This is a genomic window from Micromonospora sp. CA-248089 (assembly GCF_050948515.1).
Taxonomy (GTDB): Bacteria; Actinomycetota; Actinomycetes; order Mycobacteriales; family Micromonosporaceae; genus Micromonospora.
This window is the reverse complement of record NZ_CP192016.1, coordinates 198,494-223,696: the sequence shown is the minus strand read 5'-3', so window position 1 is coordinate 223,696 and position 25,203 is coordinate 198,494. Positions and strand designations below refer to the sequence as shown.

The 25,203-nt window shown below is 72.7% G+C and carries 27 protein-coding genes and 1 pseudogene; 12 read left to right on the top strand and 16 right to left on the bottom strand.

The genetic code is table 11. From position 1 onward, the window contains the following. Positions 1–41 precede the first annotated feature (41 nt). Both ACQP26_RS01125 and ACQP26_RS01120 read left to right on the top strand, forming a co-directional pair. Positions 42–866 carry an NAD(P)-dependent oxidoreductase gene (locus ACQP26_RS01125; RefSeq protein ID WP_433494693.1) on the top strand — a complete coding sequence of 275 codons (825 nt, stop codon included), beginning with the start codon at positions 42–44 and terminating at the stop codon, positions 864–866. Next, positions 866–1,276 carry a RidA family protein gene (locus tag ACQP26_RS01120; protein ID WP_269703045.1) on the top strand — a complete coding sequence of 137 codons (411 nt, stop codon included), beginning with the start codon at positions 866–868 and terminating at the stop codon, positions 1,274–1,276. Before ACQP26_RS01125 ends, ACQP26_RS01120 begins: the two co-directional genes overlap by 1 nt. Positions 1,277–1,362: 86 nt before the next feature. Here ACQP26_RS01120 and ACQP26_RS01115 read toward each other — a convergent pair whose 3' ends face one another. Beyond that, positions 1,363–1,800 carry an ArsI/CadI family heavy metal resistance metalloenzyme gene (locus tag ACQP26_RS01115; RefSeq protein WP_269703046.1) on the bottom strand — a complete coding sequence of 146 codons (438 nt, stop codon included), beginning with the start codon at positions 1,798–1,800 and terminating at the stop codon, positions 1,363–1,365. A gap of 76 nt (positions 1,801–1,876) precedes the next feature. On the opposite strand from ACQP26_RS01115, the gene ACQP26_RS01110 reads away from it, so the two are divergent. The 3 genes from ACQP26_RS01110 to ACQP26_RS01100 are packed head-to-tail and all read left to right on the top strand — an operon-like array spanning position 1,877 to position 3,377. Then, positions 1,877–2,236, top strand: a complete 360-nt coding sequence (locus tag ACQP26_RS01110; RefSeq protein ID WP_433494692.1) for an ArsR/SmtB family transcription factor — start codon at positions 1,877–1,879, stop codon at positions 2,234–2,236. Then, positions 2,233–2,970, top strand: a complete 738-nt coding sequence (locus tag ACQP26_RS01105; RefSeq protein ID WP_269703051.1) for an aquaporin — start codon at positions 2,233–2,235, stop codon at positions 2,968–2,970. The genes ACQP26_RS01110 and ACQP26_RS01105 overlap by 4 nt, the downstream gene beginning before the upstream one ends. Next, on the top strand, positions 2,967–3,377 hold the full coding sequence (locus ACQP26_RS01100) for an arsenate reductase ArsC (RefSeq protein ID WP_433494691.1): 411 nt from the start codon (positions 2,967–2,969) through the stop codon (positions 3,375–3,377). Before ACQP26_RS01105 ends, ACQP26_RS01100 begins: the two co-directional genes overlap by 4 nt. A 112-nt stretch (positions 3,378–3,489) precedes the next feature. Here ACQP26_RS01100 and ACQP26_RS01095 read toward each other — a convergent pair whose 3' ends face one another. Then, entirely contained in the window at positions 3,490–4,419 is a 930-nt protein-coding gene (locus tag ACQP26_RS01095; RefSeq protein ID WP_433494690.1) for a hypothetical protein, read from the bottom strand. Positions 4,420–4,616: 197 nt separating this feature from the next. Here ACQP26_RS01095 and ACQP26_RS01090 point away from each other — a divergent pair, with 197 nt between their 5' ends. Beyond that, the gene (locus ACQP26_RS01090) at positions 4,617–5,132 is read left to right on the top strand and encodes an SRPBCC family protein (RefSeq protein ID WP_269703056.1); all 516 of its coding nucleotides are present in this window, start codon (positions 4,617–4,619) and stop codon (positions 5,130–5,132) included. A gap of 45 nt (positions 5,133–5,177) precedes the next feature. Here the strand turns inward: ACQP26_RS01090 and ACQP26_RS01085 are convergent, their stop codons facing one another. Together ACQP26_RS01085 and ACQP26_RS01080 are read right to left on the bottom strand one after the other, a co-directional pair. Next, complete coding sequence (locus tag ACQP26_RS01085; protein WP_281579343.1) at positions 5,178–5,882, bottom strand: DUF2786 domain-containing protein; 705 nt, start codon at positions 5,880–5,882, stop codon at positions 5,178–5,180. A 46-nt stretch (positions 5,883–5,928) separates the two neighbouring features. Then, on the bottom strand, positions 5,929–6,318 hold the full coding sequence (locus tag ACQP26_RS01080) for a hypothetical protein (RefSeq protein WP_043327529.1): 390 nt from the start codon (positions 6,316–6,318) through the stop codon (positions 5,929–5,931). A 166-nt stretch (positions 6,319–6,484) separates the two neighbouring features. On the opposite strand from ACQP26_RS01080, the gene ACQP26_RS01075 reads away from it, so the two are divergent. After that, complete coding sequence (locus ACQP26_RS01075; RefSeq protein WP_269703061.1) at positions 6,485–7,822, top strand: ABC transporter substrate-binding protein; 1,338 nt, start codon at positions 6,485–6,487, stop codon at positions 7,820–7,822. A gap of 57 nt (positions 7,823–7,879) precedes the next feature. Here ACQP26_RS01075 and ACQP26_RS01070 read toward each other — a convergent pair whose 3' ends face one another. Both ACQP26_RS01070 and ACQP26_RS01065 read right to left on the bottom strand, forming a co-directional pair. Continuing rightward, on the bottom strand, positions 7,880–8,623 hold the full coding sequence (locus tag ACQP26_RS01070; protein WP_433494689.1) for an enoyl-CoA hydratase/isomerase family protein: 744 nt from the start codon (positions 8,621–8,623) through the stop codon (positions 7,880–7,882). A gap of 52 nt (positions 8,624–8,675) precedes the next feature. Then, the gene (locus ACQP26_RS01065) at positions 8,676–9,533 is read right to left on the bottom strand and encodes a 3-hydroxyacyl-CoA dehydrogenase family protein (protein WP_433494688.1); all 858 of its coding nucleotides are present in this window, start codon (positions 9,531–9,533) and stop codon (positions 8,676–8,678) included. Between the two features lie 162 nt (positions 9,534–9,695). Here ACQP26_RS01065 and ACQP26_RS01060 point away from each other — a divergent pair, with 162 nt between their 5' ends. Further along, positions 9,696–9,983 carry a hypothetical protein gene (locus tag ACQP26_RS01060; protein ID WP_043327533.1) on the top strand — a complete coding sequence of 96 codons (288 nt, stop codon included), beginning with the start codon at positions 9,696–9,698 and terminating at the stop codon, positions 9,981–9,983. 53 nt (positions 9,984–10,036) lie between these two features. Here ACQP26_RS01060 and ACQP26_RS01055 read toward each other — a convergent pair whose 3' ends face one another. After that, complete coding sequence (locus tag ACQP26_RS01055; protein ID WP_433494687.1) at positions 10,037–10,816, bottom strand: class I SAM-dependent methyltransferase; 780 nt, start codon at positions 10,814–10,816, stop codon at positions 10,037–10,039. 54 nt (positions 10,817–10,870) lie between these two features. On the opposite strand from ACQP26_RS01055, the gene ACQP26_RS01050 reads away from it, so the two are divergent. After that, positions 10,871–11,269 (top strand): PPOX class F420-dependent oxidoreductase, encoded by a 399-nt coding sequence (locus tag ACQP26_RS01050; protein ID WP_269703065.1) that lies wholly within the window; start codon positions 10,871–10,873, stop codon positions 11,267–11,269. Between the two features lie 55 nt (positions 11,270–11,324). On the opposite strand, the gene ACQP26_RS01045 is transcribed toward ACQP26_RS01050, so the two are convergent. Next, positions 11,325–11,534, bottom strand: a complete 210-nt coding sequence (locus ACQP26_RS01045) for a BldC family transcriptional regulator (protein WP_007073996.1) — start codon at positions 11,532–11,534, stop codon at positions 11,325–11,327. 256 nt (positions 11,535–11,790) lie between these two features. Next, positions 11,791–12,630, bottom strand: a complete 840-nt coding sequence (locus ACQP26_RS01040; RefSeq protein ID WP_269703066.1) for a hypothetical protein — start codon at positions 12,628–12,630, stop codon at positions 11,791–11,793. Between the two features lie 175 nt (positions 12,631–12,805). Here ACQP26_RS01040 and ACQP26_RS01035 point away from each other — a divergent pair, with 175 nt between their 5' ends. After that, the gene (locus ACQP26_RS01035) at positions 12,806–13,888 is read left to right on the top strand and encodes a Leu/Phe/Val dehydrogenase (protein WP_269703067.1); all 1,083 of its coding nucleotides are present in this window, start codon (positions 12,806–12,808) and stop codon (positions 13,886–13,888) included. A gap of 290 nt (positions 13,889–14,178) precedes the next feature. After that, positions 14,179–14,394, top strand: coding sequence for a DUF3073 domain-containing protein (locus tag ACQP26_RS01030; RefSeq protein ID WP_013283429.1), 216 nt, complete (start codon positions 14,179–14,181; stop codon positions 14,392–14,394). A gap of 149 nt (positions 14,395–14,543) precedes the next feature. Here the strand turns inward: ACQP26_RS01030 and amcA are convergent, their stop codons facing one another. From amcA to ACQP26_RS01005, 5 genes are all read right to left on the bottom strand, one after another. Continuing rightward, the gene (gene amcA / locus ACQP26_RS01025; protein ID WP_269703069.1) at positions 14,544–14,756 is read right to left on the bottom strand and encodes a multiple cyclophane-containing RiPP AmcA; all 213 of its coding nucleotides are present in this window, start codon (positions 14,754–14,756) and stop codon (positions 14,544–14,546) included. Beyond that, complete coding sequence (gene amcB / locus ACQP26_RS01020) at positions 14,737–15,828, bottom strand: cyclophane-forming radical SAM peptide maturase AmcB (RefSeq protein WP_433496067.1); 1,092 nt, start codon at positions 15,826–15,828, stop codon at positions 14,737–14,739. The genes amcA and amcB overlap by 20 nt, the downstream gene beginning before the upstream one ends. Positions 15,829–15,955: 127 nt before the next feature. Then, a complete protein-coding gene (purM, locus tag ACQP26_RS01015) occupies positions 15,956–17,110 on the bottom strand; it encodes a phosphoribosylformylglycinamidine cyclo-ligase (RefSeq protein WP_120572279.1) in 1,155 nt (384 codons plus the stop codon). A 57-nt stretch (positions 17,111–17,167) separates the two neighbouring features. Continuing rightward, a complete protein-coding gene (gene purF, locus ACQP26_RS01010) occupies positions 17,168–18,685 on the bottom strand; it encodes an amidophosphoribosyltransferase (protein ID WP_091414138.1) in 1,518 nt (505 codons plus the stop codon). A 168-nt stretch (positions 18,686–18,853) separates the two neighbouring features. Then, positions 18,854–19,207 carry a sterol carrier family protein gene (locus ACQP26_RS01005; RefSeq protein ID WP_269703075.1) on the bottom strand — a complete coding sequence of 118 codons (354 nt, stop codon included), beginning with the start codon at positions 19,205–19,207 and terminating at the stop codon, positions 18,854–18,856. Between the two features lie 160 nt (positions 19,208–19,367). Here ACQP26_RS01005 and ACQP26_RS01000 point away from each other — a divergent pair, with 160 nt between their 5' ends. Beyond that, complete coding sequence (locus ACQP26_RS01000) at positions 19,368–21,656, top strand: carboxypeptidase regulatory-like domain-containing protein (protein ID WP_433494686.1); 2,289 nt, start codon at positions 19,368–19,370, stop codon at positions 21,654–21,656. A gap of 68 nt (positions 21,657–21,724) precedes the next feature. Here the strand turns inward: ACQP26_RS01000 and ACQP26_RS00995 are convergent, their stop codons facing one another. Further along, positions 21,725–22,474, bottom strand: a complete 750-nt coding sequence (locus ACQP26_RS00995; RefSeq protein ID WP_269706947.1) for a 2-phosphosulfolactate phosphatase — start codon at positions 22,472–22,474, stop codon at positions 21,725–21,727. A gap of 322 nt (positions 22,475–22,796) precedes the next feature. Beyond that, a pseudogene (gene purL / locus ACQP26_RS00990) lies at positions 22,797–25,178 on the bottom strand (phosphoribosylformylglycinamidine synthase subunit PurL); the annotation flags it as partial. Between the last annotated feature and the right edge of the window lie 25 nt (positions 25,179–25,203).

Here is a 25,203-nt window from a genome sequence, read left to right as displayed (position 1 = left end):
ATTCGTTGGTCGCATTGCTCTCACCGGCCTAGCGTTACGGCGTGAAGATCATCGCGGTTCTCGGGACAGGACACATGGGTACGCCGATCGCGCGTCGCCTCCTTGCCGGTGGCAACCGGGTCAGAGTGTGGAACCGCAGCCCGGAGCGTTCGGAGCCGCTCGCCGCGGTCGGCGCGACGGTGGCCGTGAGCCCGTCCGCCGCGGTCGACGGAGCCGACGTCGTCGTCGTCATGCTCGCCGACGCCGGCGCGGTCGAGACGGTGCTGTTCGGGCCGGACGGCGCCGCCACCGCGCTCCGGCCCGGGACGGTCGTGGTACAGATGTCGACGATCGGGCCGGACGAGGTACGAGCGGTGGCCGACCGGCTTCCTGCGGGCGCCTCCCTCCTCGACGCCCCCGTCGGCGGCAGCGTCAACGCCGCCGAGGCCGGCACGCTGGTGATCTTCGCGGGCGGCCCTGCCGATGCCGTGGAGAGTGCGGCTCCGGTGCTGGGGCGACTCGGGACGGTCCGCCACTGCGGTCCGATCGGCGCAGGCGCCGCCGTCAAGCTCGTCGCGAACACGGGCTTGGTGACTGCTGTCGCCGCGCTGCACGACGCGCTCGCTGTCGCCACGGCGCTCGGTGTCGACAGGCAGACCGCCCTCGACGTCCTCGGCCGTGGGGCCCTTGCCGGCGCGGTCGGACGGGCCACAGCCCCAAGCGCCTCGTTCGCAGTCGCGTTGGCGGCGAAGGACGCGCGGCTGGCGCTGCGCCGCCCGGCGCCGGCTCCCGTGCTGGAGGCCGCCCTCGACCTGATGCAGGCCGCGCCTGACCAGGACGCGGATCTCTCCTCCCTCGTCTCAGCCGATTTCCCGAAGGGATGCTGATGCGCCTCACCCTGGACAACCCCGCAGCCGTCGCGGCGCCGTTCGGCGACCGCTTCGCGCACGTCGCCCGGATCGATGTCGGCGGCGGCGCGCTGCTGATGCTCGCCGGACAGGTCGCCGTCGACGACGAGGGCAAGGTGGTGGCCCCCGGAGACCCTGGCGCCCAGGCCGAACGGATCTTCGAGATCGTGAGCGGCGTGCTCGCGGCGCACGGCGCGTGCTTCGACGACGTGCTGCACATCCGCACGTTCATGACGGACCTGGCTGACCTGCCGGCGTACGCGGCCGTCCGGCGCCGGATCTTCACGGGCACACCGCCGCCGGCGAGCACGACTGTCGAAATCAGCAAGCTCTTCCTACCGGGCGCTGTGCTCGAGGTCGAGGTCACGGCGGTGGTCCGGTCCCGCTAGGGCTCGGCGCTCAGGCGGCGTAGCTGAACCGTCGGGAAGGATCCCCACCGGCGGACACTCCGATGGGGATCCTTGCCGTATCCGGGTCAGACCGCGGCGGGCTGCTCGGCGGTGTCCGAGGCGCAGCAGGCGCTCTCGGTCACCTTCTCCAACTGCGGCGAGTCGGCCTTGACCGTGTAGACCTCCCACGGCTCGTCGCCGGGACCGCGCACCCACACCTTGTCCTGGAGCGCGTAGCAGCACTCGGTGTCGTTCTCCTCGAGCGTGATCAGGCCGGACTCGGTGAGCCGGCTGGTCGCGGCGTTCACCTCGTCGGTGGTGGCCACCTCGACCCCGAGGTGGTCCATCACCGTCGGCAGGCCGGGCTCACCTTCGAGGAGTACGAGCTTCAGCGGCGGGTTCTCCACCGCGAAGTTGGCGTAGCCGGGGCGGCGCTTCGCCGGCTCGACGCCGAACAGCTTGCTGTAGAAGGCGACGGAGCCTTCGAGGTCGGACACGCGCAGGGCGAGCTGGACGCGGGACATGTGAACTCCCTGTCTAGATGATTATCGAAGCAGGACCAACCTTGCCCCCTGTTTTGAAGTCTGTCAACCTAGAGGAATGTCGAAACAAGCGCTGCCGCTGGTGGACGTCAACGCGGTCGCCTGCTGCCCGCCGATGTCCGTACGCCCGATGGAGCCGGACCAGGCGGCGGTGGTGGCGCCGATGTTCAAGGCGCTCGGCGACCCGGTCCGGCTGCGCCTGATGTCGATGATCGCCTCGGCGCCGGAGATCTGCGTCTGCGACCTGACCCCGGCGTTCGACCTGTCCGGGCCGACCATCTCGCACCATCTCAAGGTGCTGCGGGACGCCAGGCTGGTCGACTCCGAGCGGCGCGGCACCTGGGTCTGGTACCGGGTACGCCCCGAGGTGTTCCGCCAGCTCGGCGCGCTGCTCCAGATCCCCGCCCACGACTCGTGACGCTCGCCCTGCCTCGGCGTGCCTCGGCGGAGTTCGCGGGCACCGCGCTGCTGGTCACCGCCGTGGTCGGCTCCGGCATCGCGGCCACCCGGCTCTCCCCGGCCGACACCGGGCTGCAACTGCTGGAGAACGCGATCGCCACCGCGCTCGCGCTGGGCGCGCTCATCCTGATCTTCGGCCCGGTGTCCGGCGCCCACTTCAACCCGGTGGTGTCCGCCGTCGACTGGTGGCTGGGCCGGCGCGCGGGAACCGGCCTCACCGGGCGGGACCTCGTCGCGTACGCCGTGGCGCAGGTCGGCGGCGCGATCACCGGAGCCGTCCTCGCCCACCTGATGTTCGGCCTGCCGGCCGTGACCTGGTCCCGCACCGCACGCGGCGGAGGCCACCTCCTGCTGGCCGAGGTGGTCGCCACCGCGGGCCTGGTGGTGCTGGTGTTCGCGCTCGCCCGGTCCGGCCGTACCGCCGCCGCGCCGGCCGCCGTCGGCGCCTGGATCGGCGCGGCCTACTGGTTCACGTCGTCGACCTCGTTCGCCAACCCCGCCGTCACCGTCGGCCGGGCCCTCACCGACACGTTCGCGGGCATCGCGCCCGCCTCGGTGCCCGGCTTCGTCGCCGCCCAACTGGCCGGCGGCGTGGTCGCCGTCGCCGCCCTCGCCCTCTGGTACCCGCACGCCGCCGACACCGCGGACGACGTGGTGGTACCGCACCTCACCCGGGAGACCGAAGCGCGATGAGTGACAAGCCGAGCGTCCTGTTCGTCTGCGTGCACAACGCCGGCCGCTCCCAGATGGCCGCCGCGTGGCTCCGCCATCTGGCGGGCGACTCCGTCGAGGTCCGCTCCGCCGGGAGCGAGCCCGCCGACCGGATCAACCCGGTCGCGGTCGAGGCCATGCGGGAGGTGGGCATCGACCTCGCCGGTCAGACGCCGGCCCGGCTGACCTGGGACGCCGCCGAGGCCGGCGACGTCATCGTCACCATGGGCTGCGGCGACGCCTGCCCGGTCTTCCCCGGGAAACGGTACGAGGACTGGAAACTCACCGACCCCGCCGGCCAGTCCCTCGACGTGGTGCGAGGCGTACGCGACGAGATCCGGGCCCGCGTCGAGGCCCTGCTCGCCGACCTCGGCCGCGATCTCAGCTGAAGCACGGACACCCGGTTGATCAAGGAGTTGGTGTCATCCAGGGCGGGTGAACCGGACACAAACTCCTTGATCACCGCGCTGAGGGTGGGCTGGGCGAGGGCGGGCGGGCGGGTTAGGGTTTGGGCGGGCGGCGGTTCTGGGTGGGGCTGCCCTGGATCGCCTCCCAGACGCTTCGGCCTGCCTGCCGGAGCGCCTGTCCGGCCTGTCCCGCCAGCTGCGCCGCCTCGGCTGCGGCGCTCGCCGGCTGGCCGGTTCGCTCCGAACCGCGGCCCTTCTCGCCGGACCGGTCGGCCGACGAGCCCGCGCCGGCGCCCCGCTCCGAGCCGGCAGCGCGCTCGGACTTCGCCTTGCTCTCCCGCCCGGCGCCAGGGGCCGGTGAGCCAGTGGGCGATGGTGACGGCTCCGGCGGCCGGGCACCTCCTGCCGGTGACGGCTTCGGCCGATCGCCACCAGCCGGTGGGGACTCCGTCCGGGCCGGGCGCTGGGGCGGTTCGGGTGCCTCGATCGGGCCGGACACCGCCGGCCCCGCCCGATCGACCACCTCACCGGCCGCCGGCGCCGCCCGATTGACCGCCGCCGGAGCGTTGCGCTCGACCACCTCGCCGGCCGCGGCCACCGTACGCCCGGTCTGGTCCACGACCGGCGCGGCGAGCCGGTGCACGTCGTCCAGGGCGACCCCGGCCGAGCGGGCCAGCGCGTCGATCAGCTGCGGGTTGCGGTCGATGGTGGTCAGCGCCCGGTCCAGGATCTGCACGAGCTTCTCCAGCCGCACCTTGAGCAGCGCCTCGGCGCTCACCCCGGTGATGTCCAGCTCGACGCCTTCCAGGTGCACCCGGACCCCGGCGTCGAGTTGGAGCAGATTGGCCAGCCGGGCGCGCAGCGACAGGTCGGCGTCGAGCCCGTCCACCGCGAGCCGGATCTCGTCGACGGTCAACTCCGGGACGTCGAGCAGGACGTCCGGCTCCGACTCGGGATCGACCGGCTTGGTAGGCGGCTCGTAGCCGGGGTCCGGCACTGGTTCGGTGGCTCGCCTGTCGCTCATGCGCTCCGCTCTCCCATCGGTCCGGTCGGCGGCGCTTACCCGCTTTCCGGTACGGCATCCGTCACCTGCCCCTGCCGGGCCTTGCACAGAGCGCCTGTACCGCCACTCAGTGTTGTCGGGAACCGGTGTTCCCGGTGTCCGGAAGCGGGCGGAACGGAAGCTGCGCACCGAGACATGAGCCGGTATGGTCCGGACCTATGGGACAGGAGATGGCCGATCCGGATGAGGTCCGGCAGGAATCCGACCGGTTCTCCCTCCGCAGCAATCTGCTCGCCCCGGCGTCCGCCGAGCGGGCGTACGCCGTGTTCACCGAAGCGCTCGCCGACTGGTGGGTGCGGGAGTACACCTGGTCCGGCCCGGAGGCGCTCGCCGCGATCGGCATCGAGCCCCGGGCGGGCGGCATGCTCTACGAGATCGGGCCGTACGGCTTTCGCAACGACTGGGGTCGCGTGCTGACCTGGGATCCGCCCCGGCGCCTGGTCTTCACCTGGCAGATCGGCCCGGACCGGGTGCCTGTGCCCGATCCGGCACGGGCCAGTGAGGTGGAGGTCCTGTTCCACGCCGACGGTCCGGAACAGACCCGGGTGGACGTCGAGCACCGTTACTTCGACCGGCACGGCACGGCGGCCGAGGGCTACCGCGAGGCGCTCACCGCGGGCTGGCACGAACTGCTCTGCCGCTACCTGGCGACCGTCGCCCGCACCGCCGCCTGACCGCGCCGAGGCGAGCGCCCGGGCCGGCAGGCCCCGCGGGCCCGGTCAGCCGCCGATGCCGGGCGCCGCGCCGGTTCCTCCCACGCCGGGGCCGCCGAGGTCGGCCCGGCGGCCGGCGTCCGCGCCGGAACCGAAGCCGCCGCCCGCCAGCCGTCGTCGCGGGGCGGTGCGCAACCGGGGGTACGCCTCGGCGACCCGGCGCTGGACGCGATCGGATCGGTCGGTCAGCACCAGTGCGGTCGAGGGTCCACCCGACTCCGCCACCGCCTTGCTCTCGGCCGCGCGCAGTCGTTCCGCGACGACGTACGCGAAGCCGGCCAGCCAGGTACGCCGGAACGCCGCCGGGTGCTCCCCAGCCGGTACGACAGCACCTGCCAACCCGTGCGCGGCCTGCACCAGCAGCGAGGTGAACAGCAGCTCTACCCGTTCCAGGTCGCTGGCGAAGCCGAACATGTGCATGACGAAACCGCTGCCCTCGCGGCGGCGTACGCATCGGCAGCGCAACGGTTCGGCGACCGACGCGAGCAGGCCGGCCTTGTCCCGGGCGTACGGCGCGACCACCTCGACGGTCCGGTCGCCCACCGGATCGGCGGCCGGGTCGCGTGCGGCGAGCAGCGCCCGGTCGACGCCGTAGCGGGCGATCAGCTCGGTGGCCTTGGCCATGAAGGCGGCCGACTCGGCGGGCGTGCAGGCCGGGTCCTCGGCCTGGGCGAGCAGCTTGCGCACCTTGCTGAGCATCGCCTCGGACATGCACCCACAGCTACCACAGCCGGGGCGTTGTGCCACGCGGCGGGGTTCAGTCCGACCGGCTGCGCAGCGTGGCGATTGTCGATCCGGCGAGGGTGAGCAGGCAGTCGGGCAGCAGGCCGTCGGCGGCCGCCGCCCCGAACAGCGCCTCGCCGGTGTCGGCGTCGTCGTTGGCGCACGCGCTGACGAAGCGGGCCACCCAGCGGGTGTCGTAGTCGGCCTGGTCGATGCCGGGGAAGTCGAGGGCGGCCCCGCCGGCCGGTGCGTCGTCGCCGAGCATGGTGGCGGCGAGGCACCACGCCACTCCGTACGCCCCGGCGAGGCCGGAGCGGTCCACCACCGCGTCGAACGTGCCCACCACGCCTGCGCCGTCCCCGGCGAGGGCCGAACGGAGCACGGCGGTCGCGTCGTCGAGCGTCTGCTGTGCTTCGTCGTTCACCCGCGGAACAGTATCGCCGGGGGTCAAGCCGTGACCCGCGAACAGCACTTTGACCACGCAGAGTGATACCCGCAGTCGGGGTGCCGACGGAGCCGACTCCACAGTCCCGCCTGCCGCGCGAGCACGCTAAGGTGCGCAGCGGACCTTCGCCGGAGGAAGGACGACCATGCTGAGAACACGCACGTCGCGCGCTGCCCTGTCCATGGCTTGCGCGGCGCTTCTGCTCGCCACGAGCGCCTGCGGGAGCGACGAGCCGGAGGAAACGCCTGCCACCCAGGTTCGCCTCTACGGCACCGACGGCAACATGCTCAATTCATACCCCACGGAGCTAAAGGACCGGGCGGACCTGGTGAACGGGATGAAGGGCACCACGCCCCTCACTCCGCTGGCCGACAGCTTCAAGGAGCGACTACTCGCCGTAGACCCGAAGCTGGGTGACTTCCTCTACTCCGCCGAGTCGTACGACGCGGTCGTGATCAGCGCGCTGGCCGCCCAGCTCGCCGGCACCACCGCGCCGGCCGAGATCGCCGAGCAGATCGTCGGGGTGACCACCGGCGGCGAGCGCTGCGACGACGTGTCGGCCTGCCTGGAGCTCGCCCGCGCCGGCCGTGACATCGAGTACCGGGGCGTGTCGCTGACCCGCGCCGGGTTCACCGACACCGGCGAGCCGGCCACCGCGAGCTACGGCACCATGCACTTCGACAACCAGAAGATCGACGACAGCAAGACCGAGTTCGTCGGTGCCGGTGAGGAGTCCGGGGCGAGCACCAAGACCCCGCCGCGGGGCCGCAAGCTGCGCGACGGGAAGGCGAAGGACGCCCCGCTGGTCCTCGGCGGGCTGCTGCCGAAGACCGGTGACCTGGCGCTGGCCAACCCGCCGCTGGCCGCCGGCGCGGCACTCGCGATCCGGGAGGTCAACGCCGCCGGTGGGGTGCTCGGTGAGCCGGTGAAGTGGATCGAGGGCGACGACGGCACCAACCCCGAGGTCGCCAAGGCCACTGTCGCCTCGCACGTCAGCAAGGGCGTCCACGTCATCATCGGCGCGGGCGGCTCCGGCATCTCGCGGGCCGTGCTGCCGGACGTGGTGGCCGCCGGCCGGATCCTGTTCTCCCCGTCGAACACCGACGCGGGGCTGAGCGCGGTGGACGACAAGGGCCTGTACTTCCGTACCGCCCCGCCGGACAGCCTCCAGGGTCGCGCGCTGGCCGACGTGATGCTCCGGGACGGGCCGCGCAAGATCGCCATCCTGGCCCGTAAGGACTCGTACGGCGAGGGCCTCCAGGAGAACGTCCGCTCGGAGCTGGAGAAGGCCGGCATCGGCGCGGACCGGATCAAGCTGCTCACCTACGAGCCGCCGGCCGACCCGAAGACGCCCGTCGACTTCAGCGGCACCGCCAAGGAGATCAAGGCGTTCGGGCCGGAGGCGCTGCTGCTCATCGGCTTCGCCGAGTCCGCGCCGGCGATCACCGCGCTGGACGACGCGGGAGTCGACATCAAGAACTGACGCGTACCGACGCGAAGGGCCGCACCGGGAACACCGGTGCGGCCCTCGTCGTCTGGCTCAGCGGGTCCGGCGCCGGTCCAGGAACTCGGTCATCCGCCGGTGCTTCTCCTCGTCCTCGAAGAGCACCGCCTGGCTCAGCAGGTCGAGCTGCGGGTGCGCGGCCGCCGGGGCGTCCACCGCCATCTTGGTCAGCCGCAGCGCCAGCGCGGAACCCTTCGCCATCTCGTCGAGCAGGCCGTGCGCGGTGGGCAGCAGCTCTGCCGGGTCGGCGACCACCCGGTTCACCAGCCCGATCCGCAGCGCCTCCTCGGCGTCCACCCGCCGGCCGGTGAACAGCAGTTCCTTGGCCCGGGCCTCACCGATCAGCGCCGGCAGCCGGTAGGTCGCGCCGGCGCCCGCCAGGATGCCCAGCCGCACCTCGGGCTGGCCGAACACCGCGCGGTCCGTGCACACCCGGAGATCGCAGGCGTACGCGAGTTCGGCGCCGCCGCCCAGCGCCGGCCCGTCGACTGCCGCCACGGTGGGCATCGGCAGGGCCCGGATCCGGGCGAAGACGCCCTGGTTGATGGCGGCCAACGCGTCCAGCCGGCCGCGCTCGCGGAGCTGGGCGATGTCGGCGCCCCCGGCGAAGATGCCCGCCGTCCCGCCGGTGAGCAACAGCAGCCGGGGACGCACCTCCAGGTCGGCGCAGACCGCGTGCAGCTCACCCACCAGGTCGGCGTCGATCGCGTTGCGCTTCTCCGGCCGGTCCAGCGTGACCACCAGCCGGTCCGGCAGCTCCTCGATCCGCAGCCCACTCACTGCGCCGGCCCTTCGTTCGCGACTGCGGGGCTCGCAAGCTCACTCCTCGCGCTCACTGCTTCACGCCGTCCTTCCAGGTGTAGAAGCCCTGACCCGACTTCTTGCCGAGCTTCCCGGCGGCGACCATCTCGACCAGCAGCGGCGGCGGCGCGAAACGGTCGCCGTACGCGGCCTGGAGCGTGCGCGCGATGTCGAGCCGCACGTCCAGCCCGACCAGGTCGGTCAGCTCCAGCGGGCCGATCGGGTGCCGGTAGCCGAGCACCATCGCCTTGTCGATGTCGGCCGGGCTCGCCACCTCGTCGGCCACCATCCGGATCGCCTCCAGGCCGAGCGTGACGCCGAGGCGGGAGGTGGCGAAGCCGGGCATGTCGCGTACGACGACGGGGTCCTTGCCCAGCCGGGCGGCGAGCGCGACGGCCGCCTCGGTGGTCTCCGGCGCGGTGGCCGGGCCGACCACGACCTCGAGCAGCGCCATCGCCCACACCGGATTGAAGAAGTGCAACCCGACGAAGCCGGCGGGCCGGTCCAGCCCGGCGGCCAGTTCGGCGATCGGGATACTGGACGTGTTGCTGCCCAGCAGCACCGGCCGGCGGCTCTCCGCCTCGCGCAGGACGGCGCGCTTGAGGTCGAGCCGCTCGGGCACCGCCTCCACGATCACGTCGGCGCCCTCGGCCACCTCGGCGAGTCCGGCCCGGAGCGTGACGCGCTCACGGTTGGCGGTGGCGGCCTCCTCGGTCAGCTTGCCGCGCCGCACCCCCCGGTCCCAGAGTTCGCCGAGCCGGCGCAGGGCCTCGGCGCCCCGGGCGGGGTCGACCTCGACCAGTTCGACCGCGTACCCGGCGCCGGCCGCCACGTACGCGATGCCGAGCCCCATGGTGCCGGCCCCGACGACCACAAAACGACCACTCATCGGTGTCCCCTCGCCGCGGCGGGGGCGCGCGGGGTCTCCGCCGCCGGGCCCGTCCGCTCGCTCGTTCCTGCGTGCGACCCTATGCAGGGCCGGGCCGCCGGGATGCGTGGGGGCGGAGCGGACGGGGTAAGGACGGCCGTCAACGCCGAAGGAAGGAACGAGATGAGCCAGGCACCGGAGAGCGCGGAGAACACCGAGACGGTCGAGACCCGCGGCGACGAGCGGGTGGACCTGCTCCGCGCGGACACCAACAACGACGGCAAGACCGACGTGTGGGTGGTGGACACCGACGGCGACGGCAAGGCCGACCTGTTCCAGTTCGACACCGACGGTGACGGCAAGGTGGACATCACCATGGTGGACATCGACGAGGACGGCACGCCGGACGAGGTGGTCGACGGCGACGGCGGGCTGCCCCCGGAGCAGACCACCCCCACCGTCCAGGTCTGAGCATGTAAGGAAGGGCCCCTTCTTAACGCCTAGGCGCTTGAAAGGGGCCCTTCCTAACGTCGCAGCTCCAGCGTGGCGAGGTAGTAGGGATGGTCGGTGTCGTCCACGTCGGCCAGTCGCCACGGAGAGCCGTCAACCAGCTCGGCGAACTCCTCCGGCGAGCAGACCAGGTAGTCGAACCACTCGGTGCCGAGCAGCCGGTAGCGCAACCGCAGCCGCAGTTGCCCGCCGAGCCGGCCCCGCTGCCGGTTGCGCTCGTGATAGGCGGTGTGCACCGGGTCGGTGGTCCCGTACGGGTCGGCGCCATGGGCGATCACCCGCGCGCCGGGGCGGGCCAGCGCGGCGAGCGCGGCGAGCATCGCCGGGGCGCGTTCCCGCCCCTCGAACAGTCCCAGGTTGTTTCCGAGCAGCAGGAACGTGTCGTACCGGTGGCCGTCGGCGGCGTGCTCGTCGACGGTGCCGTGCACCAGGTCGCGTACGCCCCGGTGCCGGCTGACCCGCAGCGCGCCGATGGACGTGTCCAGCCCGGTGACCGGTATACCCCGGTCCTGGAGGTGCAGCGCGATCCGGCCAGCGCCGACGCCGACGTCGAGCACGTGCCCGCGTACCCGGTCCACGGCCCGGTGGTCGTGCGGCTGCCACCGCTGCGGCGGGTCCAGGTAGTGCCCGGCGGGCGCGCCGTTGATCAGCCCGTCGTCGCGCTCGATGATCTCGATGACCGGGCGGGGCAGGCGACCGCCGGCCATCGGGCGCGGTCCGATCCCGGTGGCGACCGCGTACGCGTCGCGGATCATCTCGCCGAACACGTCGCCGATCTCGGGTTCCCCGGTCATGTGAGCACGCTATCCGGCGGTCGGCGGTGCCGTGGCGGCCGTATCCTTGGCGGCGTGACCGACCTGGACCGCCTGGCGGCGGAGAAGTACGTCCTGCTCACCACGTTCCGCAAGGACGGCCGGGCGGTGCCGACTCCGGTGTGGGCGGTACGCGACGGCGACGGGCTGGCGGTGTGGACGGTGGCCGACTCCGGCAAGGTGAAGCGCATCCGGCGCGACGGCCGGGTCACCGTGGCGCCGTGCGACGTACGCGGCCGGCCGCACGGCGAGGCGGTGCCGGGTCACGCGACGATCGCCGACCCGGAGAGCACGAACCGGGTCCGGGGGCTACTCAAGCAGAAGTACCGGCTGATCGGGCGGCTGAGCCTGCTCGGTAGCCGGCTGCGCCGGGGCGAGCGCGGCACGGTGGGGCTGCGGATCGTGCTGGACGGACCGGGCTCCGGACACGACTAAGGGCGGCGCCGTGACGGCACCGCCCTTGATCGGAACGCCGGAGAACGCCGGTTCGTCAGTCTCCCTGGCGCTGCTGGGGGATCTGCCCCTGCAGCAGGGCCCGAACCTCCGACTCGCGGTAGCGGCGGTGGCCACCAAGGGTCCGGATGGCACTGAGCTTGCCAGCCTTCGCCCACCGGGTCACCGTCTTCGGGTCGACACGGAACATCGACGCCACCTCGGCCGGTGTGAGTAGCGGCTCAGGTTCGTGCGTTCGCGATGCCATCGGGGTCACTCCTCCACATGTATAGACATCGGCCGGGGTCCCGCCGGCCGACGCGTCTCCCATGGTCCGGCTAGTCCCCGATGTCCGACATGGGCCGAACGGCTGAAGGTCCCTAGACGGACGGATGAACCATGCCCGATTTTTACTACTTTTATGCCGCAGAAAGTACCTTATTCGGACTCATGATCACGGTTCGTGACGCATCAGCTACGAGACACTCTCGTGTCCAAGGCCACTTAGCGGGGTAAACCGGGCGTCAGTTGCAGCGCTCCAGCAGCTGCACCGCGCGCCAGCGGGCGACCAGCTTGTCGTACGCGGCGGACGCCTCCTCGGCCTCGCCCCGGCCCAGTCCGGACAGTCCGGTGGCCACCAGATCGGTCGAGTCGTCGGCCTCGAGCGTCTCGTCCGGCAGAAGTTGCACCAGACCGCCGTAGTCCAGTTCGACCACCGAACGCGGGTGGAACTCCTCCAGCCACCGGGCCGCCTCCTCGACCGCCTCGGTGATCGGCGCCTCCCCGATCGACTTGCGCAGCACCGACAGCGCGCGCGACGCCCGGCGGCGCGCCTTGGAGATCTCGGTGCGGTAGCGCAGCGCCCGCCGCTCCGGCTCGGTCACCAGATGCCGCTCGCCGGCCTCGAACAGCACGAACCAGCGCAGCGGCACTCCCCAGGTGGCGATCTGCTCGTGCACCCGGGGCACCCCGTGCTCCAGCACCCGGGCCCCGCTGCGCCAGTCCTCCACCACGGCCCTCGCCTGCCCGGCGAGCACCGGCGGCACGAACGCGTCGGCGAGTACCGAGGGCACGCCGTCGCGGGCGCTCAGCGCCGCCTCGGCGACCCGGATACGCAGGTTCCAGGGGCAGACCAGCAGCGCGTCGTCGGACTCCAGGACGTACGCCTCGTCGGGCAGGTCCGGCAGCCGGGTCCAGCCGGCGCCGAGCGCCTCGATCACCGCGGTCCGCTGCCGCACCGGACCCTCCAGCGGAGCGATCGCGCGGCCCTCGCTGACGTACCGGCGCCAGTACGACTGCCGGTCCCGGTCGAAGGCGGTGAGCGGCTCGTACACGCGCAGGTATGAAGCGAAGAGCGACGGCACGGCGCGATCCTCCCACGAGACGGGACCGCCCGTCGCCGCCCTCGGGCCCGTGGCGTGACATGCGCGACAGTACGGTTCGGGCCGATATTAGGCTCTACGACACCGGCAGCATCCCGCCGGCGTGCCACCCGGGTTCCGCGCCCCACAAGGGCGCACACCGACACAGGAGTCAGCCATGGGCGTATTCGCCAGTACCGACGACCCCGTCTCCACGGGGCATGAGCAGGTCGTGTTCTGCCAGGACAAGCAGTCCGGCCTGAAGGCGATCATCGGGATCTACTCGACCGCGCTGGGCCCCGCGCTCGGCGGCACCCGGTTCTACCCGTACGCCAGCGAGGCCGACGCCCTCGCCGACGTGCTCGACCTCTCGCGCGGCATGGCCTACAAGAACGCCCTGGCGAACCTCGACCTCGGTGGTGGCAAGGCGGTCATCTGGGGTGACCCCGAGCAGATCAAGAGCGAAGCGCTGCTGCGCGCGTACGGCCGCTTCGTCGAGTCGCTGAACGGCCGCTACTACACCGCCTGCGACGTGGGCACCTACGTGGCGGACATGGACGTGATCGCCCGCGAGACCCGCTACGTGACCGGCCGCAGCGTGGAGCACGGCGGCGCCGGGGACTCCTCGATCCTCACCGCCTGGGGCGTGTTCCAGGGCATGCGGGCGGCAGCCGAGCACGTCTGGGGCAGCCCGACGCTGGCCGGCCGGCGGGTCGGCGTGGCCGGGCTGGGCAAGGTCGGCAAGTACCTGACCGCACACCTGCTCGACGACGGCGCCGAGGTCGTGGCGACCGACGTCAACCCGCGCGCCCAGGAGTGGGCGCGCACCACCCACCCGCAGGTCACCCTGGTCGACGACACCGAGGCGCTGGTCAGCTCCGACATCGACGTGTACGCGCCGTGCGCGCTCGGCGGCGCGCTGAACGACGACACCGTGCCGGTGCTGCGGGCGAAGGTTGTCACCGGGGCGGCGAACAACCAGCTCGCCCACCCGGGCATCGAGAAGGTGCTGGCCGACCGGGGCATCCTCTACACGCCGGACTACGTGGTGAACGCGGGCGGCGTGATCCAGGTCGCCGACGAGATCGAGGGCTTCAACTTCGACCGCGCCAAGCTGCGCGCGACCCGGATCTTCGACACCACCCGGCAGATCCTCCAGCTCGCCGACGACGAGGGCGTGCCGCCGGCGGTCGCCGCGGACCGGCTCGCCGAGCGGCGGATGGCCGAGGTCGGCCGGCTGCGCACGATCCATCTGCGGTGAAGCTCACTCCGGGGGCGGAGCGGCGCTCCACCCCCGGAGGCCGCGCGCGTTAAGCTGAATCTCGGGCTTGTTCGTACGCATTTGTCCGGTGTCACGGCCAGCCCCGGGCCTTACCCCTTACCCGGTACACTTTGTGACGGCGGGACCACAGCGACGCGCAGGTCCAGCCGACGGTGACCCGAGGTGCCGAACGATGGCATCCCCATGTACCGTAAGAGCCACGAGAGATGCCTGACGTCATCGGGGCCCGCCTTCGGGCTGCCCCGCATTCTGTGCGAGGGGGTCGAGCCATGGGGCGCGGCCGTGCTAAGGCCAAGCAGACGAAGGTGGCCCGGGAGTTGAAGTACCACTCCCCGAACACCGACCTAACCGCCTTGCAGCGCGAACTGGCGGGTAGTGGTAAGTCTGAGCACAACTTCGACGACGACTACAAAGAGTATGTCGACGACGATGACGAGGACCACGCGGACGACGACCCGGACACCTGGGCTCGTCCGACCCGCTGACCTCCGGTCACATCTGAGCACGCGGCAACCCCCGCGTGCTCACGCATGTGCTCTGCTGAGCCGGCTCACGACCGACGATCAGGGACCTGCCGGCGCTCCGGGCGTCCGCTCCGACGCGCCGGCAGGTCCTTGATCGCGGAACCGTCCCCTCAGCGCGGCCGGTTGTTCCAGTTGTAGAACGTCGGGATGTTCTCGAAGTGGTTCCACGCGCACACCGCGTTGGCGCCGTCGCCTCCCGGCACCTCCGCCCGCAGCAGCCGCGCCGCCTCCGCCTCACGGAGCAGAGCGGTAAGCCCCGCAGCGGCGTCCCGCACCCGGTCGGCAACCGCCTCCCGGTCGGTGTCACTGATGGTCTCGGGCATGCTCCAACACTCCCTCCAGTAGGCGGATCTTGCTGTTGCGGCAGTGCTCGGTCTCCGTACCGTCGAAACGCCCCAGCTCGAAGTAACGGTTGGCGGCGTGCCCACCGCCACAGAACCCGAAGTACGCGCAGGACGTCCGGCACGCCTCCACGCCGGTGAGGAACTCGTCCACCCACGGTGTGCCGGCCGCGCCGGCGAGGATGTCGCCCAGCGGCGTGGTGAGCACGTTTCCGCTGGCGAAGTCGCCGTACCGGGCGTCGGTGAAGCCGGCCAGCTCGGGCGAGAGCACCACCACCGAGCCGTCGTGCCCGACCGTCGGGATCGGGTCGAGGCTGCGGGGCAGCAGGTCGTCCGCGGTGCCGGCCAGCACCGCGCCCGCGTACCGCAGCGACCACTCCACCTCACGCAGATGGATCCGGGGATCCCGGCGCCAGGCCGCGACCAGCTCCGCCCAGAACCCGGTGACCGCGCCCTCGTCGCGCGCGTTCGTCCGCGTGTTGACGCCCTCGGTCTCCTCGATGTTGACGCCGAGCACGTCGCAGCCCAGGTCGAGGAAGTAGTCGTACAGTTCGGTCGCCAGGCCCGGCTCCGGCCGCGAGACCACCGCGAGCGCCGAGAAGGGCAGACCGTGGCGGCGCAGCGCCGCCACACCCGCCACGATCCGGTCGTACGCGGGCCGCCCGCCCCGGGTGACCCGCTCGCCGTTGCGCGCCCGCGGCCCGTCCACGCTGACGCTGACCCGCACCCCGTGCTCCGCGAAGAACGCGCACCAGGCGTCGTCGATCAGCGTGGCGTTCGTCTGCACGTGGTGCTCGACGTCCGGCCCGAAGGGCGCCAGCAGCGCGGCCAGGTGCTCCCGGCCGGCCGCGAGCGGCTCGCCGCCGTGCCAGACCACGGAGAAGCGACCGCCCACCGCCCACGGGTTCACCGACGCCGCCACCGCCTCGGCGACGGCCACCGGCATCCGCCTGTCGGCCGCCCGGAAGGGGAGATAGCAGTAGGCGCAGTCGAGGTTGCACAGCGTCGTCGGCTGCATCACCACGTACGACGGGACGGCGGCGATGCCCCGCATCCCTTCGGGCGCGCGCGCAGCCATCAGCACCTCCCCCGCCTGCCTGAAAACCGAACCTCCAGGCTAGGCCGCGGCGACCGCTCGGGTGAACCCCCGATCACGTGCCCGGCCGATCGGCGCAGGGTGATCAGCCTCGGGTGTGCTGTCCGACCATCTGCACGTTGCCGGACCCCTCGATGATCTCGCCGGCCTGCCAGGCGTCCACGCCCCGGCCGGTCAGGGTGGCCAGCGCGCGGTCGGCGTCCTCGGCGGAGACGATGGCGAACATGCCGACGCCCATGTTGAACGTGGCCTCCATCTCCGGGTCCTCGATCCGGCCCTTGGACTGGATCAGGTCGAAGATCGGCTGCGGCTTCCAGGTGGAGCGGTTGACCACGGCGTCGACGTTCTCGGGCAGCACCCGGACCAGGTTGCCGGGGATGCCGCCGCCGGTGACGTGGGCCAGCGCCCGCACCTCGGCCTCGGCGATCAGCTTGAGGCAGTCCTGCGCGTAGATCTTGGTCGGGGTGAGCAGCTCCTCGCCGAGCGTCCGCTGGCGGCCGAAGTCGTCGATCACCACGTCCAGCCGCATCCGGCCGGCGCCGAGCAGCACGTGCCGGACCAGGGAGTAGCCGTTGGAGTGCAGGCCGGACGAGCGCATCGCGATCACCACGTCGCCCACCTCGACCCGCTCCGGGCTGAGGATCTCGCTCTCCTCCACCACGCCGACGCCGGTGGCGGAGATGTCGTACTCGTCGGGGCGCAGCACGCCCGGGTGCTCGGCGGTCTCGCCACCGAGCAGCGCGCAGCCGGCGTACCGGCAGCCGTCCGCGATGCCGGCGCCGATCTCGGCGACCTTGTCCGGTACGACCTCGCCGGTGGCGATGTAGTCGAGCAGGAACAGCGGCTCGGCGCCGCAGGCCACCAGGTCGTCGACGACCATGGCGACCAGGTCGATGCCGACCGTGTCGTGGATGTCGAGCTGCTGGGCGATCACCAGCTTGGTGCCCACGCCGTCGGTCGAGGACGCCAGGATCGGGTTCTTGTACTTCTTCGTGTCCAGCCGGAACAGGCCGGCGAAGCCGCCCAGGTCACCCATGACCTCGGGGCGCCGGGTCTCCTTGACCTTGGACTTGAGCAGCTCGACAGCGCGGTCGCCCGCCTCGATCGACACCCCGGCGTCGGCGTACGAGACCGAGCGTTTGCGCTGCGTCCGGCCGGACCCCGCCGACCAGGGCTGGCGGTCGCCGCCGGCGCCCGTCGGGCTGGATCCTGCGCCGCTGCGCTCGGACACGTGCGTCACGGTTCTCCCCTTTGTGGTTCCCGCGAGCCCGGAGCGGCCGGACCCGCGTCGGTGGTGCTACGGGTGGTGGGTCGGTGTGGCGACGAGCGGACCGGTCGGCCCGGCCGCCTCGGCGGCGACCCGGCGTCCCACTCCTTCGAGCACGTGCTTGCCGATCAGGTTCCCGGCCGGCAGTTCGATCGGGTACTCCCCATCGAAGCACGCCCGGCAGAGCCGGCTCTTCGGCTGCTCGGTCGCGGCGATGAGACCGGGCAGCGATACGTAACCGAGCGAGTCGGCGCCGATGGACCGCCGGATGCCCTCGTTGTCCAGCCCGTTCGCGAGCAGCTCGGCGCGGGTGGCGAAGTCGATGCCGTAGAAGCAGGGCCAGCTGACCGGCGGCGAGGAGATCCGGACGTGGACCTCCAGTGCGCCCGCCTCGCGCAGCAGCCGGACGATCGCCCGCTGGGTGGTGCCCCGCACGATCGAGTCGTCCACCACGACCAGACGCTTGCCGCGGACGTTCTGCCGCAGCGGGTTCAGCTTCAGCCGGACGCCGAGCGCGCGCAGCGTCTGCGAGGGCTGGATGAACGTGCGCCCGACGTACGGGTTCTTCATCAGGCCCTGGCCGTAGGTGATGCCGGATTCCTCGGCGTAGCCGATCGCGGCCGGCGTGCCGGACTCCGGCACCGGGATCACCAGGTCGGCCTCGACCGGGTGCTCCTTGGCGAGCTGGCGGCCGATCTGCACCCGCGCGGCGTGCACGTTGCGGCCGGCGATGGTGGCGTCCGGCCGGGCGATGTACACGTACTCGAAGAGACAGCCCTTGGGCTCGGGCGAGGCGAACCGGCTGGACCGCAGCCCGTTCTCGTCGATGGCGATCAGCTCGCCCGGCTCGACCTCGCGGACCACGCTCGCGCCGACGATGTCCAGCGCGGCGGTCTCGCTCGCCACCACCCAGCCGCGTTCGAGCCGGCCGAGCACCAACGGGCGTACGCCGTGCGCGTCACGCGCCGCGTAGAGCGTCGACTCGTCCATGAAGACGAAGCTGAACGCGCCACGCAGCTGCGGCAGCACCTCGAGCGCGGCCGCCTCGACCGACAGGTCGGGCCGGCTCGCCAGCAGCATGGTGACCAGTGAGGTGTCGTTCGTCGAGCCGTCGGAGTCGAGCCCGCGCACGGCGGCCTCGCGCTGCAACTCGGCGGTGTTTACGAGGTTGCCGTTGTGCGCCAGCGCGATCGTGGTGCCGGCACTCGTGGCCCGGATGGTCGGCTGGGCGTTCTCCCAGGTCGAGCCGCCGGTGGTGGAGTAGCGCGCGTGCCCGATCGCGACGTGCCCGCGCAGGCTCGCCAGCGTCGGCTCGTCGAACACCTGGGCGACCAGGCCGAGGTCCTTGTAGACCACGACACCGGAACCGTCGCTGACCGCGATGCCCGCGGCCTCCTGACCCCGGTGCTGGAGGGCGTAGAGCCCGAAGTAGGTGAGGTTGGCGACCTCTTCACCCGGCGCCCAGACGCCGAAGACGCCGCACGCGTCCTGTGGGCCGGGTCGCTGGGGGTCAAGGTCGTGGCTCAGCCGGCCATCGCCTCGGGGCACCTGCCGCTCCCTCGCAGTGGGGTCTGGACTGGCCTGGCGGAGTCAGGGGGGCAGCTCCGCACGCATGGGCCGGGACCGTCGTCGGCTCTCAGTGTACGCGACCAGCAGTCGCCACTGACAGTCACGGAGTCTCCGCTCAGCGTGAGCAGGGTTTGCGCTGCCCGACGCCTAAATCGGGAGGTACGGGGAGAGGTCAGCCCGGTTTCCGGAAACCCGGATGCGACCCTCCGTGACCGTTTCCGCCCACCCCTGTCGCCCGGTGGCAACCGCCAGCCAGGTCGCCGGATCCATCTCGACCACGTTCGGCGGCGTACCGCGGGTGTGTCGTGGACCACTCACGCACTGGACCGCACCGTAGGGTGGGACGCGCACCTCCACCGATCGGCCGGGGGCGCGATCCGCGAGGGCAGCCAAGAGGGTCCGGACCGCCTCCCGGAGCACCGGCCGTTCGGGCGTACGCCCCTCGTCCAGCGCCGCCAGCGCGGCGAGTACCGCTTCGGAATAAGCGTGCGGAGAGGACACGACGGGACGATACGACCCGGCAGAAGGCCGTCCGACGGCGGCCCTGGGTAGAGATGATCCGGTCAGACAAGGCATAGTTGCCGACGGCGTTATTCGTACCGTGAGTGATCAACCCCGGCCGAGCGGCCGGTGGGGAGGTCAGACCCGGAAGGCGGTGGACGTGTCAACACACCGACGTGCCTGGAAGCAGCGGGCCGGTGTGGTCGTAGCGCTGGTCTTCGGCGCCCTGCTCACCGTCCCCGCATCCCCCGCCCTCGCGGCACAGATCGTCACCGCCACCAACTCCGTGACTGTTGAGGCAGGCAAGAGCAGCACGGTTTCAGTCACGGTCCGCCCGACCGGCGGTGAGACATCCGCCGACGTCGACGTGCAGGACCTCCCCGACGGCGTCAACTGCGGAGGTTGCGGTCGGGTCGATTTCAACGGCGATCAGGATCAGACGGTCACGCTGACTTTGACCGCAGCCGCCAACGCGCCGGCTGACAACCGGTCCGCGAGAATCACGGTGAGCGGCGGGCCGCCTCGGCAACTCCGGGTGACCGTGCGGGCTGCTGCCCCGCCCACGCCGCAGCAGCCGCAGACCGTCAAGACGGTCTCCGGCAAGGTGGTCAACGCTGACGGCGACCCGATCGAGGGCGCCCTGGTCATGCTCCGTGACAGCGCGGGCAAGGAACGCCGCACCAACACCAGCGGCAACGGCAACTTCAGCTTCAGCGGCTCCGACTCCAACCCGATCGCGCCCGGCCGGATCGACCTCGGCGCCTCCACCGACGGCGCCTCGCCCGTCGCCCGGTCGATAAACGCGAACGCCGGCCAGTCGGTGACCGGCGTCCGGCTCAGCATCCAGCTGCGGGCGTCGGCTAGCCCGAGCGCCACCCCGTCGGCGAGTGAGTCCGCTCCGCCGTCCGAGGAGCCGCTCGACGAGGAGGCGACCGACACCCCGTCGGCGGAGGCGCCCGCCGCGCAGCAGCCGGCCGCCAACGAGGACTCCGGCGGCTTCGGCTCCTGGCTGCTCATCCTGCTCGGCGGCCTCTTCGTCGCCGTCGGCGTGGGCACCATCGTGCTGCTCTACATGCGCCGCAAGAACGAGGGCGACGACGACGGCGACGGTCCGGGTGGGCCGACCGGTCCGGGTGGCCCGGGTGGGGCCGCCGCGGCCGGCGCGATTCCGGCGGCCCGGGGCGCGTACCACGGCACCGACGACCAGACCCGGGTGGTGAACGGCATGGGCGCCGGACCGTCCGCGACGATGGTCGGCGGCCCCTCGATCAGCGACGCCCCCACCATGCTCCAGCGGCCGGTGGTGGACGACGTCCCGCCGGACCCGTACGGCGCCCCGCCCGGCCCGTCCTACGGCGTCGGCGGTGGCCAGGGCGGTTACGGCTACGGCGACGACGCACCGGGCCAGGGTGGTTACGGCGGCGCGGGCGGCTACGGCAACGCGCCCTCCTCGGGCGGCGGCTACGGCAACGGCCCCTCCTCCGGTGCCGGCTACGGCAGCCCGGACTACGCCGCCGGTGCCGGGGCGGCCGGCGCGGCCGGTTACGCGGCCCAGGGCGGCGGCTACGGCAACGAACGCTTCGACGAGCCGACCGGCCGCTACACCGGTGACAGCACGCAGTACGCGCCGGCGGCCGACCCGTACCCGACCAGCACCTACCAGCCGGAGCAGGAGCGCGGCTACGACCAGGCCGGCTCGGCCCCGTACGGCCGTGGCGCGGAGCAGGCCGACGGTTACGGCGCGGCCGGTGGCTACGGCGGCGCCGCCTCGGGCGGCTATGACAACGGCGCGACCGGCGGGTACGACAACGCTCGGCCGCAGGGCGGATACGGCGAGGCCACCGGCGCCTACGGCAACGCCGCGGGCGGTGGCTACGGCGACAACCCGACCGGCGGGTACGGCGACGCCCCGGCGTACGGCGGCGGCCGGACCGCGGGCGGCGGCTACGGCGACGCGCCGACCGGCGGGTACGACAACGCCCCCGCGGGTGGCTACGGTGACGCCCCGGCCGGCGGCTACGACGGTGGTCGCGCGGCAGGCGGCGGATACGGCGACGCGCCCGCAGGCGGCTACGACAACCCCGGTGGCTACGACAGCCGCTCGCAGGGTGGCTACGACAGCAACGCGACCGGTGGCTACGACAACGGCCGTCAGCAGGGCGGCTACGGCGACGCGCCGGCCGGTGGCTACGGCAACGCCGGTGGCGGTTACGACGGCGGTCACCAGTCGGGCGGCTACGGCCAGCAGGGCGGCGGGTACGGCGACGGCTACGGCCAGGCCCCGCAGGGTGGTTACGGCCAGCAGGGCGGCTACGGTCAGGAGCCGCCGCAGCAGCGCGGGGGCGGCTACGACAACGGCTACCCCAACGACCCGGCGCAGGCGGGTCGCGCCCGCCCGGACGGACAGGCGGACCGGGGCGGGCGACGCCTCGACTGGCTGGACGACTGACCGGCACCAGACGTGAGAACTGTGGCCGCCCGCGAACAGCGGGCGGCCACAGTCGTCAGCAGGGGGAATCAGGCGGGGGCGAAGTAGCCCTGGCGGAGCACCGGCACCACGTCGGAGACGCCCACCTCGGTCGCGACCGCGACGTCCTCGGCGAAGCCGCCCTCGACGAGTTCCCGCCCGGAGACACATCCCCGGACCGCCGCCGGCACGTCCGGCGTGCTCGCCAGCGCGGCGAGCGCCATCGCGGCCTCCACCGAGAGCCCGCCGGGCACCCCGGCCAGCGCGTCGAGCACGCAGGCCGCCCCGAGCTGGTCCTCCACGCACGGCCGCAGTGACCCGTCGGGCCAGCGCTCACCGGCCGCCACCACACCCACCGGGGCGTCCTTCGAGCCGTACCCCTCGGCGCGCAGCCAGCGCCCGACGGCGGGTGCGTTACGCAGGCACGCCGCGACCACCGGCACGCCGGTGGCGCTCGCGGCGGCGCTGATCGCCGAACCGTTCGGAGAGGGCAGCACCAGGTCGGCGACGACCGGCGCGGTCCGCAGCGCCGCCGGGGAGAGCGACCACGGGTGCTCCGCGGTCGTCTTCCGGCGGCCCACAGCGGCCACGGCCCCCACCCGGCGGGCGTAGTCGGCGGCCTGCTCACCCCACGGGAACGGGTGGACCCGCATGCCGCGGCTCACCGCCACCTCCACGGCGGTGGTGAACGACAGCACGTCCACCACCACCAGTGCGGCGCAGACCCGGCCGAGTTCCGCCGCCCCGGTCAGCCCCCAGTCGAACCGGGCACCGGCGCCGGGTTGGGTGAAGACGGCCAAGGCGAGCGCCTCAGCGCTGGCCCGGTGCCGGCTCACCGGAAGCCGGACCGTCGGACCCGTCGGCAGGCGCCGACTCGTCCTGGGCCGGGGCTTCGTCGACGGTCGGCGTCGCGTCGGCCTGCGCGGCCTCGTCCGGCGCGTCGGAGGCCGCCTCGACAGCGGGCGCGGACGCCTCGGCGTCGGCCGGCGGGGTGTCCCGACCGGCCTTGGCGATCGGCTCGGCGTCGACAGCGGCCGGGTCCACCCCGACCGGCTGCTCGGCCGTGGCCGGAAGCACAGTGGTGGTCCCGGTACGGGTCGCCGCCACCTCCACCCGGGCCGCCTCGGCGGCGCCGAACAGGCGAGGGAGCGTACCGGTGTGCGCCTCGCGCAGCTCGTCCAGGCCGATCCGGAACTGGCCGTGCACCTCGAGCGCGCCGGAGGCCGGGTCGGTGACGCCGATGAACTCCCACGGCACGCCGCGCTCGCCGCAGAGGGCGGTGAACGCCTTCTCGTGGCCACGCGGCACCGACACCAGCACGCGGCCGGCGGACTCGCTGAACAGGAAGACGAACGGCATCGAGCCACCGGCGAAGTGCTCCGGCACCACGACCCGGGCGCCCACGCCTCGGCGCAGGGCCGACTCGACCAGGCTCTGCGCCAGACCGCCGTCGGACAGGTCGTGCGCGGAGCTGAGGTGCCCGACCCGGGCCGCCTCGGCCAGCAGCTCGGCGAGCTGCCGCTCGCGGGCCAGGTCGACCTGCGGCGGGATGCCGCCCAGGTGCTCGTGCGTCACCCAGGCCCACTCCGAGCCGGACAGCTCGACGTGCGTCTCGCCCAGCAGGAACAGCTGGTCGTGGTCGCCGGCCGGGCGCGGTACGAAGCCCATCGGCACGCGGTCGGCGACGTCGTCGAGCACGCCCAGCACACCGACCACAGGGGTCGGGTGGATGGCCGCGGCACCGGTCTGGTTGTAGAAGCTGACGTTGCCGCCGGTCACCGGGATGCCCAGCTCCAGGCAGCCGTCCGCCAGGCCGCGCACGGCCTCGGCGAACTGCCACATCACGCCCGGGTCCTCCGGCGAGCCGAAGTTCAGGCAGTTGGTCACCGCGATCGGCTTCGCGCCGGTCACCGCCACGTTCCGGTACGCCTCGGCCAGCGCCAGCTTCGTCCCGTGGTACGGGTCGAGGCGGGCGTACCGGCCGTTGCCGTCGACGGAGAGCGCGACACCGAGGCCGCTGCGCTCGTCGATCCGGATCACGCCGGAGTCCTCCGGCTGGGCGAGCACGGTGTTGCCGAGCACGTACCTGTCGTACTGCTCGGTGACCCAGGTCTTGTCGGCCAGGTTCGGCGACGCGATCATGCGCAGCACGGTCTCCCGGAGCGCCTCCGGGGTGCTCGGCCGGGGCAGCGTCTCGGCGCGGTCGGCCTGGAGCAGGATCAGGTCGGCCGGCTCACGCATCGGCCGGGCGTACACCGGACCGTCGTCGACGAGCGAGCCCGGCGGCACGTCCACCACGAGCTGGTCGCGCCAGGTGACGACCAGGCGGCCCGGCTGACCGTCCGGCGAGGGCGCGGTGACCTCGCCGATGGCGGTGGCCCAGACGCCCCACTTCTCGGCGGTCTTGAGCACCGCGTCGAGCTTGTCCGGCGAGACGACGAGCAGCATTCGCTCCTGGGACTCGCTGGCCAGGATCTCGTGCGGCTCCATGGACGGCTCGCGCAGCGGTACCCGCTCCAGCCACACCCGCATGCCGGTGCCGGCGGAGGCGGCGGTCTCGGTGAGGGCGCAGGTCAGGCCGGCGCCGCCGAGATCCTGGATGCCGACGACCAGTTCGGCGTCGTACAGCTCCAGGCACGCCTCGATGAGCAGCTTCTCCATGAAGGGGTCGCCCACCTGCACGGACGGGCGGCGCTGCTCGCTGCCCTCGTCGAAGGTGGCGCTCGCCAGCACGGACACGCCGCCGATGCCGTCGCGGCCGGTCTTGGCGCCCATCAGCACCACGATGTTGCCGGGGCCGGTGGCGTCCTTCTTCTGCAGCCGGTCGACCGGCAGCACGCCCAGGCAGAGCGCGTTGACGAGGGGGTTGCCCTGGTAGCAGGGGTCGAAGACGACCTCGCCGCCGATGTTGGGCAGGCCCAGGCAGTTGCCGTAGCCGCCGACACCGGCGACCACGCCGGGCAGGACGCGGGCGGTGTCCGGGTGGTCGGCCGCGCCGAAGCGCAGCGGGTCCATCACGGCGACCGGGCGGGCGCCCATGGCGAGGATGTCGCGGACGATGCCGCCGACGCCGGTCGCCGCGCCCTGGTACGGCTCGACGAAGCTCGGGTGGTTGTGCGACTCGACCTTGAAGGTCACCGCCAGCTCGTCGGAGACCCGGACCACGCCGGCGTTCTCTCCGATGCCGGCGAGCAGCCGGTCGCTCGGCGGTGCCTTCTCGCCGAACTGGCGCAGGTGCACCTTGCTCGACTTGTAGGAGCAGTGCTCGCTCCACATGATCGAGTACATGGCCAGCTCGGCCTGGGTGGGCCGGCGGCCGAGGATGTGCCGGATCCGGTCGTACTCGTCGTCGCGGAGGCCCAGCTCGGCGTACGGCTGAAGCTCCTCCGGGGTGTCGGCGGCCCGGGGAACGGTGTCCACGCCCAGCGCCCAGTCGTCGGTCGGGCCGGCCTGCGGCACCACGCTCTGCGCTTCGCGCAGGGCCGGGTCCGGATGGGTGGTCATGACGTCTCCTTGCTGCGCTCGCCGC